We start from the raw sequence: 14,249 nt of genomic DNA, 5'->3' as shown, positions 1-14,249 counted from the left end.
CGCGACTCCTGCCAGCGCCGCCAAGCAGGCAGGTCCTCCGGATGGTTCAGCCCCACAGCTGTTCGATCTCCGCTACCCGGTGGACGAAGGTGTGCTTCGCGAGAGTCTTGCGGCGACCAGCATCACGAATCGACTGCGACCAGACGCTGTCGAGTTCGGCACGTCGCATGATGTCGACGACGTCCTCAGCACCCGAGTAGACGAGCGTTTCCGTACCGACGTCGTAGTAACGCTCGACTTCCGGCTTGTCGATAAGCGAGAGTCCACCGACCCCGGGCGCTTCGAAGGTGCGCATGCTGAAGTCGTGGCCGTCTCCGTGCATGTTGAGCGCCGCGCTCGAGCCGGCCATGATCCCGTAGTACTCAGCCCTCGGCACGTCTCCTCCACTCGGGAAACCGGCTCCTCGGAAGCGACGGGTGCGCGCGATATCCCACAAGGAGCGCGACCATTCTCGTCCGAACGCAACCACATCGATGCCTTCGACGGCTACCGCTCGGAGGAGTTCCTCGCGACGCGGATACCGAGCCCCGATGAAGCTGAGACCCTTGATCGGCTTTGGCGTGAACTCCATCAGTGAATCGTGCGCGTCAGGGACGTGCGCAGCCTGAACACCGGCGAGACGCAACGCTTCGACGTCGCGCTTGCTATAGCTGACGACGGGCCCGAGCTCTCGAAGGCGCTCTGGCGAGTAGGACATGCGTTCCAGCTCGTCGTACAGCCAGAGCACGCGAGCGGCACCGGATTTCTCAGCTGCCGACCACCAGGTATCGGTCAGCTGATCGCCCTTGATGACGAGGATGACGTCCGGCTGGACCCGATCCAGAGCACGGACAGCACGGACGCTTGCTGCCTCGCGGAGCCCATGCCATTGGAGTGCCACCGGAAGCTCGTGGATGAGCTTGTTCTGCACCTTGCCGGACAGGCCGTTCGGTGCGTCGTAGCAGTGCGGGTGGACCTCGTGTCCCCGGAACTTCAATGCGTCGGAGATCGCCTTCCAGTACCCGTGGAAGGCTGGGCTGATGAGGAGCACACGCTGCTGCCGCGACGTTGGTGCCGGGTACTCCGCCTCAATCACGGATGGCCTGAGTGGAACTGCGGGCGGTCCGAGGGAGCGCGTCGATTCCAGGGAGAATTCTGCTCAAGAGGAGGTCGATCTCCTGGATCGCCTGGCGCGCGACGTCCGGTCCACGCCCGTACGGGTCCGCGAATTCCTCGTTCTTTCCTGATGTCTTTACATTTGAAAGGTAGGCAAGCGGCGCAGCGCGTCGCGGAATGCCGTCGAGTATTGCAGCCGCGCCACGGACCGTGAAGGTCTTGCGAACCGACTTCGGGGACTCGCGCAGCATCCACATGCGATGTGCAGACTCGAACGCGAGCACGAGGTCTGCCGAATCGAGCATCGAATTGGTCACCTGCTGAGCCTTATGCGGCGGGGGGACGAGTCCGCGTTCGCGCAGCGCACCAGCGATGACCTCGTCGATGTCTTCTCCGACCAGCGCACGCACTCCGGCACTCTCCACCGACCACGCACTCGCGTCTCCGAGCTGGGATTGCGCGAGAACCTCCGCAGCTGCCGATCGCGCGATGTTCGCGTGACAGACGAAGAGCAGTTTGGGCACTACGCTCCTCTGCGCGAGCGACGGGTCGGGGCGTTCTCGGAATCAGATGGGGCTGCGTTGCTCAGGGGCGGTTCGGCCACCGCGGTCTGCTGGGGCGCTGCCTGCGGTTGAGCTTTCTTCCCCGCGTTCTGCGGAGCGACGTTCGCGCGGGGTGCCAGGCTGATCGTCGCTGGCGCGTTCGTGTCCGGCTGCGGCTCGAGAAGGTCGACGTGTCCCTTCGCGGACTTGAAGACAGGCATGCCCTTCTTGTTGGCGGTGACGTAGTAGCTGCGGTTGCGGCGGTACTCGTACCCGTCTGCGGTGTCTCGCGGTGGGACCATGTTCAGCACCGTGCCGAGCAGTCGCCCGTGCACCTGCGAGAGCATGTCGCGCGCCGCCCCGACATCCTCGCGGCGAGTACGTCCGGCTGTAGCGACGAGCACGACTCCGTCGACTCGGGTCGAGAGGATCGCGGCGTCGGTCACGGGGAGCAGAGGCGGTGCATCGATGATCACGATGTAGTCCTGCGAGAGCAGACGGATGATGGAGCGCATGGCTTCCGAGCCGAGCATCTCGGAAGGGTTCGGGGGGATGCGGCCAGAGGGAAGCGCGTACAGGCCGGGCGTCTTCGTTGCCGTGAGGGCATCCTCCAGCGAGATCTGCCCGCTCAGCACTTCGCTGAGCCCCACGCTTCCGTCGATGCCGAGGACGGAGGCCACCGTCGGACGACGAAGGTCGGCGTCGATGAGAATCGTTGGCGTGTTCGACTGAGCCAGAACCTGGGCCAGCGATGTCGCGATCGTCGACTTCCCCTCACCGGCATTCGAGCTGGTGATCACCATCGAACGGATCTCCTCGTCGACGCTCGCGAAGCGAAGGTTCGTGCGAAGTCGACGGAAGGACTCGGCGGCGATCGCGTCCGCGTCATTCGAAGCGCGGTTCTTGCCCATGAGCTGCGGCGACTTGGGAATGCGGCCGAGGGAGCCGACACCTGCGGCGCTCGCGAGGTCCTTCGAGTTGCGGACCTTGACGTCGAGCGCCTTCCTCAGGAAGACGAAGACGTATGCCAAGACGAGGCCGATGCCCGCGCCGATGAGGAGGTTGTTCCGCAGGTTGGGGCTTTCCGGCGATGTCGGCGCTACAGCGTCCTGGAGTGGGAGAACAGTGACGCTGGAGACTCCGCCTCCTGCTTGCGACTCGAGGTCGCTGATGACGTCGGCCATGGCCTGCAGAGCTCCGTTGGCGAGGGCAACCGCGGCGGCAGGAGAATCCGCGCTGGCCTGCACTTCGATGAGATTGCTGTTGGGCGCGACGGATGCCGTCAAGCGCCCGGTCAGCGTCTGCCCCTCAGCGAGACCCGAGTCCGGGTTCTGAGCGATCTTCTCGTAGACGGGGCGGCTCGTGATAAGCGGAAGGTAAGACTGCGCCTTGGCAACTGCGGCTTCGGACCCTCCGATGAGCCCGCCCTCCGATGGGCCGGCCGTGACGAAGCCCGACGAATTCGCCGTGAACACATGCGGCTGGACCTGCGTGTAGCCGAACGCTCCAAGAAGTCCGATCGCGACACCGATCAGCAGCGTCCGCCAGCTGCGGCCCGTAAGCCTCAGGAAATCAAGTACCGTCACGGGTCGACCCTCTCTTTGACACAAAAATGGGCGCTCGCCGAAAGAGTTCCTCGTGCGCGACCGAAGTCAAGAGTAACAACATCGGCGATCTAGACAAGGCCGTCATTCGCCGACTTGGCGTCCTGCGACGCTCGGTCCACGAGACCTTTGAGACGCTGGGCAAACGATTCTTCGGAGAACAGTCGCGCGTGGGCCTTGATTTTCTGGACGTCCCAGACGTCGAAACGCGAAGCTGCAATGGCGGCTGCGATGTCAGCGACTTCCGGGCGCGCGAAGAAACGGCCCGTCGTCCCCTCGTCGACCGTGTCGAGGTACCCGCCGGAATGCAACGCGATGCTCGGCTTGCCCCACGCAGCGGCTTCGACGACCGTGAGCCCGAAGTCTTCGTGTGACGGTGCGAGGAGCGCACGGCTTCGGGCATAGAGCCATCTGAGCTCAGCATCGGATATCCCAGAGACCATGCGGACGTTGCTCGGGAGCGATGCCTTGAGGGATTCACGTTCAGGACCATCGCCGACGATGACGAGTCGCTCAAGCGGCAGTCCCGCGGCGGCTCGAATCGCCTTGTCCACGTTCTTGTACGGAAGCAGCCTGGAGACGAGGAGCAGGTGACCGCCGAGCCCGACGAACTCCTCGAGTTCCGGGCGAGGAGAACGCGGACCACTGACATCGACGCTGTGCGGCGGGAAGATCAGCTGGGACTCCCGGCCGTAGATCTCCCGAACGCGCTCTCGGACGACCGTGGAGTTGCTCACGTAGGTGTCCACGGTCGCGGACGCACAACGGTCCCAGCGCCGAAGGTAGGGACTCAGCGCCTTGACTCCGAGAACCGCGGGAGACAGGTGACCGGCACTGCCCAAGTACTGCTCCTGCAGGTACAAGTAGCGCGCGGGGCTGTGACAGTAGGCGATCTTCTTGCCCGTTGTTTGGAAGCCGTGTGCCCACCCGGTCGTCGACGCGATCACGACGTCGGCGTCGATTCGAATTCTCGAGCTCGCGGCAGCAAGGAGTGGAAGCGCTTTTCGGTGATCTCTCCGGAACGCTGCTACCCGATTCAAAGGCGAGGCGACGATGTCGACTTCTCCGAATTCAGGGAATGTCGTCGCCGGCTCGAAGAGCGTCGTGTAGACCTTGGCCTCGGGAAATGCGCGATGCAGTGCAAGCACTACGCGCTCGGCCCCGCCGCGTTGGGTGATGTAGTCGTGAGCGATCGCCACACGCGGGCGGGGTCCGGCAGGACCCCCCACCTGCGCACTTCGGCTCTTCGTCATTCGTACACCGTCGTCACCGTAGCGACGACACACCTCTCAGTCGGGATGTAGCAGTTGAGCAAAGCATACGGACTCGTGGCACACGCGAACCGGCCACCACCGAGCGTCACCTGACCGGGACCGGAAGAGGCGGGCGTTGGCCTCAGACAGTTGGTCGGCGACTGGGAAACAACGTACCATCGTCCGCGTGACCGAAAAGGTGAATGACGCTTACCCGCAGCAGTCTGCGAAGCTTGCGTTCAGAGACTCCGTGCTCGCGCTCGGCGAGACCCGGATCATCGACGCCATCATCATGGCCGTCTTCATCGTCCGCCTGCCGGCCCCGGGTCTCGGCTTGCCTATCAATGACCTCGCGGGCCTTGCTTTGATCGGAATTGCGGCTTTCCGTCGACCCACGCGCTCGCTTGCGGGCGCCTACTGGTACCCCGCTATCTGCGCAGTGATCCTCGCGTACCTCGCGCTCAACGCTCTGGCCGCAGGTGTCGAGCAAAGCGACATTGACCGCGGTGGACGCATCTTCATCATGATGGTGATGGGCGCCTTCATCGCGACAGGGCGAATCGACATCGCCTCCGCACTCAAGGGGTTCGCACTCGCGCTCCTCGTGAACGTACCTCTCTTCTACGCGGGCGTTGCGCCTGACAACTACGGTGGCCTCCTCACCGGGTACCTCGGTGACAAGAACGTCGCAGGATTGACATACGCCGTGGTCACCGTCCTCATTCTGCTTCTCGCCAACCGGGCGTGGGTTCGCGGCACCATCGTGCTGGTGGGCGGGGCTTGCGTTGTCCTCACGGACTCGCGCACGTCGATGGCAGCCCTCGCTGGCGCACTCATCTGGCTCGTCGTGGCGAAGTACCTCGGTCCCTTCTGGCGCATCTGCCTGGCTGCCCTGATCTACGCGGGCTTCATCTTCGCTGAAACCAATCTTTCAACGGCTGGCGACTACGCGACCACGCGCGAAGGTTCCGACGCCCTGCGTGAGCGCATCGATGCCGCGTCGCTGGAGAAGACGATCGCCGCTCCTTGGAACGGTTACGGGCTCGGCGAGGCGGTGACGCAGGTCGCAGGCGACAACTGGCTGTACCACAACGCCTACTGGGGCCTCATCACCGAAGGCGGCTACTTCCTCCTGATCGCCTTCCTCTCACTGATCGGGCTCGCCGGCTTCCAATTCCTTGCCAAGGGGCCGACCTCTCGAGATGCCCGCATAATCGAAGCGGCCTCAATCGTCGTCCTGCTCTGCGCCTTCCGCCTCGGCGAGGTGTTCATCACCCAGTCCGCTTTCATCGTCATCGGAATCGGTGTCGCCATCGCAGCCAGGAGAAATCAGGCCTGGGAGCAGGAGCGAGCGGCGGAACGGGTGGCAGAGGCCGTGCGCTTGGGCTCGCTCATGCCCGTGGCCAAGCACACGTCGTTCTAAGGGAACAGGTCGGCTTGGTCCGCTCGGCGGACACGGCTCGCAGCGAAACCCAGTCACGCGACGGAGCAGCGGGCCCTAGACCCCGCCGAACCTCGGTATCGGCCACACGATCGAGAAGACCTCGCCCACGACGTCCTCGTCGCGCACGGTGCGCAGGCAGGATGCGTCCACTCCCCCGCCGCGGCAGGCGGCGAGTGAGTCGGATGAGTTGGTGCGGTTGTCGCCGAGCACGACGATCTGTCCCTCTGGCACCGTGAATTCGTCGAAGCAGCGCAGCGACGCGGGCGAGGTGGAGCAGTCGAGGGTGCCTGGCACGAATTCGAAGTCGAGGTCGACGTAGGAGCTCTCGTCGAGCGCGACTCCGTCGACGACGATGCCGCCGGTTGCGGGGTCGACCGCCATGGTCTGCCCGCCGGTCGCGATGACGCGCTTCACGAGGATGTGCGAGAAGCCCTGGCCGATGCCGAAGACCTCACCCACGACTCGCGCGGCGAACCGCAGCGGGTCGCTCGGCGGCTCGGGAGGCGCTTCATCCCAGGTGTCGGACGCTGCGAACACGACGATGTCGCCCGTGACGGGCTCGGCATCGCCGAGGTACGCGAGACGGTTGACGAGGATGCGGTCGCCGACGGCGAGCGTGTCATCCATGGAGGCGGATGGGATCGCGTAGACCTTCACGAAGAACGCCTGCACGAGCGCAAGCACGACGAACGCGGCAACCAGGTGGAAGAGCGGATGCGACGTGAGTCGTCGGAGCGGCGAACGACGCGGTCTCGGCGCGGCAGTGGTCGCGCCCCCCGGGTCGGTCACTTGCCCGCCGTGTTGCCGACGACGGCTGCCTGGACGCGTTCGACCAGGTTCGCCTCGATGAGACCGTCGAGAGCGACCTGCACCAGCTCGCGTGCGTCCGCCACCTCACCGTACTGCTCGATGAGCTCCGCCGTGAGCTGCGTGAGCGTCGTCCATTCTCCGAGCAGCTCCCAGAGGCCAGGCGCGATACCCGCGAGCTGGCGCACGATGCGAGCCTCGAGCGTGACCGCCTCGTTCGCGAACAGCAGCCAGTGCACGCCGGGTGCCCGACGGTACGAGTCCTCGCCGACCGTGGCCGACGGCGTCGTCGCGTCCAGTTCGCTGTGTCCGGCGGTCCACGGCTGCACGTCACCGTGCGCGCTCAGGATCTCCGGGACCAGCGCGGCGACCTGCGACGCATCCGAGTACGTGACGCGGCGCACCCCGTTCGTCGCATCGATGAGCTCCGCGAGCTGCACAAGCGGGTCAGGGAGCGCGGGGAGGTAGCTGAGCTCCGGCACCATCCAGCCGATGGCGCTGCCCGTCGCCACCGGCGAGATGAGCGGCCCATCTTCGAGCTCGTGCTCGTCAACACGGTGCATCAGCACGATCGCGGCGATCTTGAGCGGTGCATCCGGAAGCGGCCGCAGGCCGAGCTTCGCCGGCGACAGCTGCTCCTTCGGCCGGCTCGGGTCGACGATGACCGAGAGCGGCTTGCGGTACGGCAGCACGTTGCCGTCGAAGTCGATGGCGAGCGTCTCATCGGTGACGTAGCCGAACTCACGTCCGAGGGTCTTCGCGAGCGTCGTCTTGCCCCGCCCGGACGGCCCCACGAAGGCGATGACCCGCCCGTCGTCGAGCGCGACGCCCGCCGCGTGGATCATGACAAGGCGCCCGCCGTTGTGCTCGATCGCATCCAACGTCACGGTCGTCGAGATCTGCGACGCCAAGTCAGCAGCAGAAGCGCCGACCACATCGCTCACCTCGGGCTCGTCGAACTGCGCGAGCGCAAGACGATGCGTCTCGTCCGGCTCACCATCCCCGGGCTGGCCAGTCACATCGGCCCACGACTCACGCAGATCAGCCTCGAACTCCGCCGAGATGCTGTCATCGAGGCACAGTTCGACGTCTACGCCAAGGGGATGCAGGCGCAGTGTTCTCGTCATGCTCGCAACTGTACCAAGCAGACCGGCCCCAGAACGGGCCAGGGGAGCGCTCCCCTACCCCCCGATCACGTGCACATGCGCTCGCAGACCTCGATATGCTCACCCTTGCGAGTCCTCCAGACCCGCAGCGCACAGGTAAGGACTTCAGTGGCACCAGCTGAAGCGTCTTCGGACGCAACAACCATCGCCTTCTCGGTGAGCGATGGAGTTGCGCTGTCGACGGCCCTCGCACAGCATGTTGCCCGCGAACAGGGCATTCGGATGCTCGTCATCAAGGGGCCGATCTCGGCCGACCTCGGTCTGCGCACCCGCAGGTACTCCACCGACGTCGACATCATCGTCGAACCCACCCGGGCCAGGGACTTCATCGAGGCGCTCGCCGTCTACGGCTGGACGCCACGCCCGTGGCCCGACTTCCCGAAGCTCCTCGAGCAGCACTCGCGCACCCTCATCCACGAGTCCTGGCCCAACGACATCGACGTGCATCACTACTGGCCCGGGTTCCTCGGCGACTCGCAGAGCGCCTTCGACCGCCTGTGGCTGCACCGCATCCAGGTCAGCGTGGCAGGACACCCCATCGACACCCCCGACATCGCCGGCAGCGCCCTCGTGCTCGCGCTCCACTCCCTTCGCGAGGAGGGCCAGGTCTCGGACGACTCTCGACAGATGACGGAGTACACGGAACTCGTCGAAGCCCTCAAGCGGATGCAGGGCACCGACTCCGAGTACATCGCCGAGGCGCGCGCAACACCCTCGCTCTCCGAGCAGATCCTGCAGGATGCGGTTGGCACCGACTCCACGCAGACCGCGCGCCGGTTCCTCATCGACCTGGGGCACGACGTGCCGCTCGTGCCGAACTCCGCGGCGAGCGAGCCGCTGCGTCTCTGGCGCCTCAACGCAAAGGCCGAGCACGCGATGACGGGGTGGATGCTCAAGCTGCAGCGTGCGCCGTTGCTCGAGAAGCCCGGCATCGCCGCGCGCGCCTTCTTCCCGGCACGCGCGGACCTCGAAGCGATCGACCCTGACCTCCGCAACGGCGCCATCAGCCTCCGGCAAGCCTGGTGGAGGCGTGTCAGCCGAGGACTCCACGGCATCGTTCAAGCGCGCCGAGACCTGCGCGCCTTCGACGAGCGCTGAGACGTCTGCCGCTGGCGCGATCGAGCCGTGGCGCGGGCCTGGCCCGCGCCACGGGAAATCACGTGACCGGTCGATTGGTGATCGTGAAGTCGCCCGAGTTCACCGTCACCTGGCCCGTGTTGCACGCGCTGCGCGCATTCGAGACGTTGTAGGTGGTCGAGTACGTCCACGGGAACGAGTACGTCGGACCGTTCGCCACGAGCTGTCCGACCGTGAACGGGGTATTCGTCGCTGCCCCGATGAAGGTGGTGATCGGAACCGCGTTCGACGCGGATGCCGCCGTCGGACGGTTGGTGATGGGCGACAGCGCGGAGATGGATGCGACCGGCGAGGTTCGGGTGAACGTGTACCGCCACTGCCCGCCGCCGAGAACGGCCTCGGTCACGGTCCACCCCGCTGGCACGGTGGTCCAGCTGACCCTGACGGTGAACGTGATGACGGAGTTCAAGCCGATGGTCGCGACGGTAGCACCCGCCTCGTCCGAGGCGTAGCTCAGTCCGCCGAGATTCAGCACCGTGGACCCCACGCGGGCGACGACTCGGAGCGACGAGTCGGCGCGCCAGCGTCCCTCAGCGGTGAGGTTGGTGAACTGGTAGTCGACCTCGGCAGCCCGGTAGGCGAAGGTCCTCGGGCACCCCGGCGAGGCAACCGCCACCGGTGTCGCGACTGCCGCCGCCATGACAGGCACCGACCAGGCCGCGCCTTGGAGGATCGTGCGTCGTTCGATGTGGTCCGGATGCTGGCTCATGGGCCCCCCTGGGTCGTTGCAGTGCGAGGTGCGCTGCCATTGGTGCCTGCGCGGAGACGCGTCGGCAGAAGCTGGATTGAACGCGCCGCGATCGGGGACCGGGATCAAGCGGAGCAATCAACCGGTATTTTGCCTGAGAAAACGCTCGTTCACAAGCTGGGCGGGTCCTTGGATCCCCTAGAGCGCTGTCGCAGTGTCCCTCGCGGAGCCACGCACGTGCAGCAGCTGCGCCTCGAGCAGCTGCGTGACGAAGGAGAGCACCTGCTCACCGATGACCGCCTCGTCGAGGCCGTAGTCGCTGGCCAGCACGCGAACGATGTCGCGGAGTGAGCGCTCACCATCGAACTCGTCCCAGATGACTGCGGCCGTTCCGCTCAGCACGAGCGGCTTGCAGTCGACGTCCGTCAGCGACAGGACAGTGACGTCACCGCTCTCGTCGTCCCTCACCAACGCGAGGGACCCGACCGGGGCGACGATGGCGTCGAAGAGCTCGCCACCCACGTGAGGCCGCGCGCCTGTCCCCTGGTCCATCCTGCCAGCCTACTGTTCAGGCGGCACGCACGGGACGCATCCCGGCCGGCGACGAGCAAAGCGGCGGCGGTCCATGTGTGGACCACCGCCGCCTCGTGCAGCTTCGGGAGAACCCCTAGTACGCGCCCTCGCTCGCGACGACCGCGCGGGCTGTGCGGAAGAGGATGACGAAGTCACCGGCCATCGACCAGTTCTCGACGTAGTAGAGGTCGAGGCGCACGGTCTCTTCCCACGTGAGGTTCGAGCGGCCGCTGACCTGCCACAGGCCGGTGATGCCCGGCTTCACCATGAAGCGACGGTGCACGTGGTCCTCGTACTGCTTGACCTCGCGGTCCAGCGGCGGGCGGGGTCCGACGAGCGACATGGAGCCGCCGAAGACGTTGAACAGCTGCGGGAGCTCGTCGATCGAGTATCGGCGGATGAACTTGCCGACCTTCGTGATGCGCGGGTCGTCCTTCATCTTGAAGAGGATGTCGTTGCCCGCGTCGCGGCGCTCGCTCTGCAGCTTCTTGAGCACTTCTTCGGCGTCGGCGCGCATGCTGCGGAACTTCCACATCGTGAAGCGCTGTCCGCTGTAGCCGACTCGCTCCTGCTTGAAGAAGACTCCACCGGGCGACGTGACCGCAACGGCGATCGCGGTTCCGATGAGCAGCGGCGAGAGCACGAGGATGAGGAGGCCGGACACGAGGACGTCGAAGGCCCGCTTGAGCAGCAGGCCCATGCGCGTGAACTTCGGGGAGTCGACGTGCAGCAGCGGGAGGCCCGCGACCGGGCGCGTGACGATGCGGGGGCCGCCCACATCCAGCAGGCCCGGGGCGACGATGAGGAAGTGACGGTCCGGGTGCAGGTCCCAGCCCACTTCGCGCAGCCACTGCGTGGAGGTGACGTCGTTTCCGGCGATGACCACGGTGTCGGCGCCGATGGCGTCGAGCGAGCCTGCGAGGTCTTCCGGGTTGCCGCCGACCGGCACGTCGGTGCCTGGCAGGAAGTCAGGAGCGTTCGGGTCGAGCTCGCCGCTCTTGCCGTCGATGAGGCAGGCTCCGACGACGTTGTAGCCGGCAGCTTCACGCCGCGACAGGTCGCGGTTGAGGTCGAGCACAGAGTAGCGCGAGCCGACGAGCAGCACGCGAGCCTGCAGGTTGCCGCCCTTGCGCTGACGCACGAGCCACTGGCGGCCGATCCAGCGCGAGAGCACCAGCGCGAGCGTCCCGACGGGGAACGCGATGAGCACGTATCCGCGGGCGAGCTCGAACGCGGTGAGGTACGCGAAGATCGACACGATTCCCGCGAGCATGAGCGACGCGTTGAAGACGCCCCGGTACTCCTCGAAGCCGGAGCCGAGGATGCGGTAGTCGCGGGTGTCGAAGAGGGAGAGCATCCAAGCCCAGCCAGCGACGATGACGGCGGACACGAGCCAGTACGAGACGTCGCTGCTGATGACAGCGTTGCCGCCAGCGGGAACGGCCGCGTTGCCGCCGCCGAGCCAGACGAGTTGAGCGCCCAGCATGACCACGGCGAGGACCGCGAGGTCGGTGACGACCAGCAGGCGGGCGTATCCCTGACGCCAGTTGGCGCGACGCTTGAGCGTGCGCTGCACGCGGGCGTTCGGCTCCGCGGCAGTCTGCGCGAAGTGCGGCTCGACCGAGGGCAGTGATGCGCTGTCGCGAGTGTCGTCGGTCGTCACGACCGGGATCTGCGCGGTAGCGGGCCCTGAGGAGGGAGGCGTCACGTGTGCTCCAATAAGAGATGAGTACTTCTTGGTGCGCACACCGCTTGAGGGGCAACGGCAATGCGCTTCGGGTCTCCGCGGCCACCGGCCGCGCTCTGTCCGGGCCTGTGGCTCGTCATAGAGATCCTGGGTGCCAGCTGAGACTATCCCAACGTTCACGCATAACAAAAGGGTTACCCCGGTCTTTTTTGCGCATCGAGGGCGTGTTTTCCTCCCCGAAACATGTTCGGTGTGCATTCCCGTCGCAGATGGATCAAAATGCGATGCTCGCTGAGGCCTGTTGGCCTGAATCGTGCTCGAAACGTTGCCCGTGTCATACTCGCCTGCATGGAGCAGACCCCAGGCCAGGCTTCGTCGCGCCCCCAAAGCGATGACGACGCCCTCTCAGATCTCTTCGAGCACGACGCAGCCAGCAGCTCGGACGGCACCCGGCGCGGTGCCCGCGAAAGCGGCAAGAGGAAGCGTCGCGGCCCGAAGATCCTGCTGTGGACGCTCGTCGGCATTTTGGTCGCGGCCGTCGCGGGTGCCGGGATCGTCTGGTGGAACGTCCAATCGAGGATCGATGCCATCGAGACGTTCGAGGGCGACCCGGGCGAGTACGAAGGCCGACCGGAGCAGGTCGTGACGGCCGCTGGCGAACCAGTCAACATCCTGCTTCTTGGAAGCGACTCCCGAGCGCCCGGCAGCCCGTCGATCATGACCGACCTCGGCAGCCGCAGCGACACGATGATGCTCGTGCACGTCCCCGCCGACCGCAGCGACGTGCAGATCATGTCGATCATGCGCGATAGCTGGCTTGCGATCCCCGGCCATGGTGAGGCGAAGATCAACGCCGCGCTCTCGTTCGGCGGCGTTCCGCTGGTCGTCCAGACCGTCGAGGGGCTGCTCGGGCAGCGCATCAACCACGTGGCTGTTGTCGACTTCGACGGGTTCGCCGGAATCACGGATGCGCTCGGCGGCGTCACGATCAACAACGACGTCGCGTTCAACTCCTCGCATATGAAGGGCAAGACGTTCGAAGCGGGCCCCATCACTCTGACGGGCGAGGAAGCGCTCGCATTCGTGCGCGAGCGGTACGCGTTCACCGACGGCGACTACCAGCGCGTGCGCAACCAGCAGGCCTGGCTGAAGGCGGTGCTCGACAAGATGCTCAGCGCTGAGACACTGACCGACCCGGGCAAAGTGAACAACATCATCACGCAGTTCACGCCCTATGTCGGGGTCAGCGACTCCCTTGATCTGACCACGATGGCGAACCTGGGCTTCTCGATGCGGGACATCCGTGGCAGCAACGTCCGGAGCTTCACTCTGCCGACGAACGGCACCGGGATGGTCGGTGACCAGTCCGTCGTCTTCCTGGACACGGTGAGCATCGCGGACCTCAAGCAGCACCTCGCGGCCGACACGGTCAGCGAGTACCAGCCGACGGGGCGCTGACGCCTCGTCGCCGCTCGGTACGCGAATGCCCCGCTCATCCTCTGGGATGGGCGGGGCATCTGCGTTGGCAAGCGCAGGTCGCTCCTGCTCGGCAGGATCAGCCGGCGGAACGTGCGGGCGGAGGCGGCTCAGCCCGCCGTGCAGACGATCTGCTGCGAGTTCACGTTCCCAGCCGTCTTGGCACCGCTCCCCTGGACGTACCCGTCGGGCAGGGTGACAAACGCGGTGAGCGTGAAGGCGCTGGTCGTCGACAGCGCGGTACGAGCCGCGATGGACTCGCCTGCCGGGAGCTCGGATGTCAAGGTCACGCGCCTCAATACGGTCCCGAGGTTCTCGACGTCGGCGGTCGCTTGGCCGGTGACGCGAACGATTCCGAGGGAGGCGACCCCGCTGCCGGTGATGAGGATCTGCGTCCCGATGGGCAAGGCGACACCTGGGTCCGCGGCCAGCAGGAACCCCGGTCCGAATAGTCCCTGCACGCCGCAGTTGCCGACGAGCCGGAAGGCGCCGGCACTGATGCCCGTGGGCGTCGATGCCGAGGCGAGCGGCGCCGCAGCCGCGGCGGCGAGGACGGGGACGGTCCATGCCGCGGCGCTCAGCAGCGCTCGTCGGTCGGGACGAGAAGTCCCGGGCGTGGTCTGGGGCGCGACAGAATGCTGCACGGGCAAGCCTTTGCTCAGCGTTGGGGGGATGGAGCAGGAAGGTGGTGCATACGCGTCGAGGGTGTCGCGCGCACGGGGGGGGGGGGGTGGGACGAGCATACGTCCAACGCAGAAGATCGCCTGACTGTGTCCC

The 14,249-nt window shown here is 66.1% G+C and carries 13 protein-coding genes; 3 read left to right on the top strand and 10 right to left on the bottom strand.

Features of this window, described 5'->3' with window-relative positions; all coding sequences use genetic code 11:
- Positions 1-46: 46 nt before the first annotated feature.
- The 4 genes from F8O03_RS02215 to F8O03_RS02200 all read right to left on the bottom strand — a co-directional run bounded on the left by F8O03_RS02215 (position 47) and on the right by F8O03_RS02200 (position 4,440).
- A complete protein-coding gene (locus F8O03_RS02215; RefSeq protein WP_244295839.1) occupies positions 47-1,075 on the bottom strand; it encodes a CgeB family protein in 1,029 nt (342 codons plus the stop codon).
- A complete protein-coding gene (locus F8O03_RS02210) occupies positions 1,068-1,619 on the bottom strand; it encodes an arsenate reductase/protein-tyrosine-phosphatase family protein (protein WP_151422195.1) in 552 nt (183 codons plus the stop codon). The genes F8O03_RS02215 and F8O03_RS02210 overlap by 8 nt, the downstream gene beginning before the upstream one ends.
- Positions 1,619-3,223: a tyrosine-protein kinase domain-containing protein gene (locus F8O03_RS02205; RefSeq protein WP_151422194.1), complete on the bottom strand. Its 1,605-nt coding sequence runs from the start codon at positions 3,221-3,223 to the stop codon at positions 1,619-1,621. The genes F8O03_RS02210 and F8O03_RS02205 overlap by 1 nt, the downstream gene beginning before the upstream one ends.
- An 89-nt stretch (positions 3,224-3,312) precedes the next feature.
- Positions 3,313-4,440 (bottom strand): glycosyltransferase, encoded by a 1,128-nt coding sequence (locus tag F8O03_RS02200; RefSeq protein ID WP_244295836.1) that lies wholly within the window; start codon positions 4,438-4,440, stop codon positions 3,313-3,315.
- Between the two features lie 241 nt (positions 4,441-4,681).
- On the opposite strand from F8O03_RS02200, the gene F8O03_RS02195 reads away from it, so the two are divergent.
- Positions 4,682-5,917, top strand: a complete 1,236-nt coding sequence (locus tag F8O03_RS02195) for an O-antigen ligase family protein (protein WP_151422192.1) — start codon at positions 4,682-4,684, stop codon at positions 5,915-5,917.
- A 75-nt stretch (positions 5,918-5,992) separates the two neighbouring features.
- Here F8O03_RS02195 and lepB read toward each other — a convergent pair whose 3' ends face one another.
- Both lepB and F8O03_RS02185 read right to left on the bottom strand, forming a co-directional pair.
- Positions 5,993-6,727, bottom strand: coding sequence for a signal peptidase I (gene lepB / locus F8O03_RS02190; RefSeq protein ID WP_151422191.1), 735 nt, complete (start codon positions 6,725-6,727; stop codon positions 5,993-5,995).
- Positions 6,724-7,872 carry an ATP-binding protein gene (locus F8O03_RS02185; protein ID WP_167516440.1) on the bottom strand — a complete coding sequence of 383 codons (1,149 nt, stop codon included), beginning with the start codon at positions 7,870-7,872 and terminating at the stop codon, positions 6,724-6,726. The genes lepB and F8O03_RS02185 overlap by 4 nt, the downstream gene beginning before the upstream one ends.
- Before the next feature lie 147 nt (positions 7,873-8,019).
- Between F8O03_RS02185 and F8O03_RS02180 the strand changes: the two genes are divergently transcribed.
- On the top strand, positions 8,020-9,009 hold the full coding sequence (locus F8O03_RS02180; RefSeq protein WP_167516439.1) for a nucleotidyltransferase family protein: 990 nt from the start codon (positions 8,020-8,022) through the stop codon (positions 9,007-9,009).
- Positions 9,010-9,067: 58 nt separating this feature from the next.
- Here F8O03_RS02180 and F8O03_RS02175 read toward each other — a convergent pair whose 3' ends face one another.
- The 3 genes from F8O03_RS02175 to F8O03_RS02165 form a co-directional block, all read right to left on the bottom strand.
- A complete protein-coding gene (locus F8O03_RS02175) occupies positions 9,068-9,757 on the bottom strand; it encodes a hypothetical protein (protein ID WP_151422188.1) in 690 nt (229 codons plus the stop codon).
- Positions 9,758-9,934: 177 nt separating this feature from the next.
- Positions 9,935-10,288: a PqqD family protein gene (locus F8O03_RS02170; protein WP_151422187.1), complete on the bottom strand. Its 354-nt coding sequence runs from the start codon at positions 10,286-10,288 to the stop codon at positions 9,935-9,937.
- A 115-nt stretch (positions 10,289-10,403) separates the two neighbouring features.
- Positions 10,404-12,017 (bottom strand): sugar transferase, encoded by a 1,614-nt coding sequence (locus F8O03_RS02165; protein WP_244295834.1) that lies wholly within the window; start codon positions 12,015-12,017, stop codon positions 10,404-10,406.
- A gap of 327 nt (positions 12,018-12,344) precedes the next feature.
- Between F8O03_RS02165 and F8O03_RS02160 the strand changes: the two genes are divergently transcribed.
- The gene (locus F8O03_RS02160; RefSeq protein WP_151422185.1) at positions 12,345-13,454 is read left to right on the top strand and encodes an LCP family protein; all 1,110 of its coding nucleotides are present in this window, start codon (positions 12,345-12,347) and stop codon (positions 13,452-13,454) included.
- A gap of 128 nt (positions 13,455-13,582) precedes the next feature.
- On the opposite strand, the gene F8O03_RS02155 is transcribed toward F8O03_RS02160, so the two are convergent.
- On the bottom strand, positions 13,583-14,116 hold the full coding sequence (locus tag F8O03_RS02155; RefSeq protein ID WP_151422184.1) for a hypothetical protein: 534 nt from the start codon (positions 14,114-14,116) through the stop codon (positions 13,583-13,585).
- Positions 14,117-14,249 lie beyond the last annotated feature (133 nt).

It is taken from the genome of Pseudoclavibacter terrae (assembly GCF_008831075.1).
In the GTDB taxonomy this organism is placed as follows: domain Bacteria; phylum Actinomycetota; class Actinomycetes; order Actinomycetales; family Microbacteriaceae; genus Pseudoclavibacter; species Pseudoclavibacter terrae.
The sequence above is the reverse complement of the archived record's forward strand: the minus strand, read 5'-3'. Positions and strand labels throughout refer to the sequence as shown.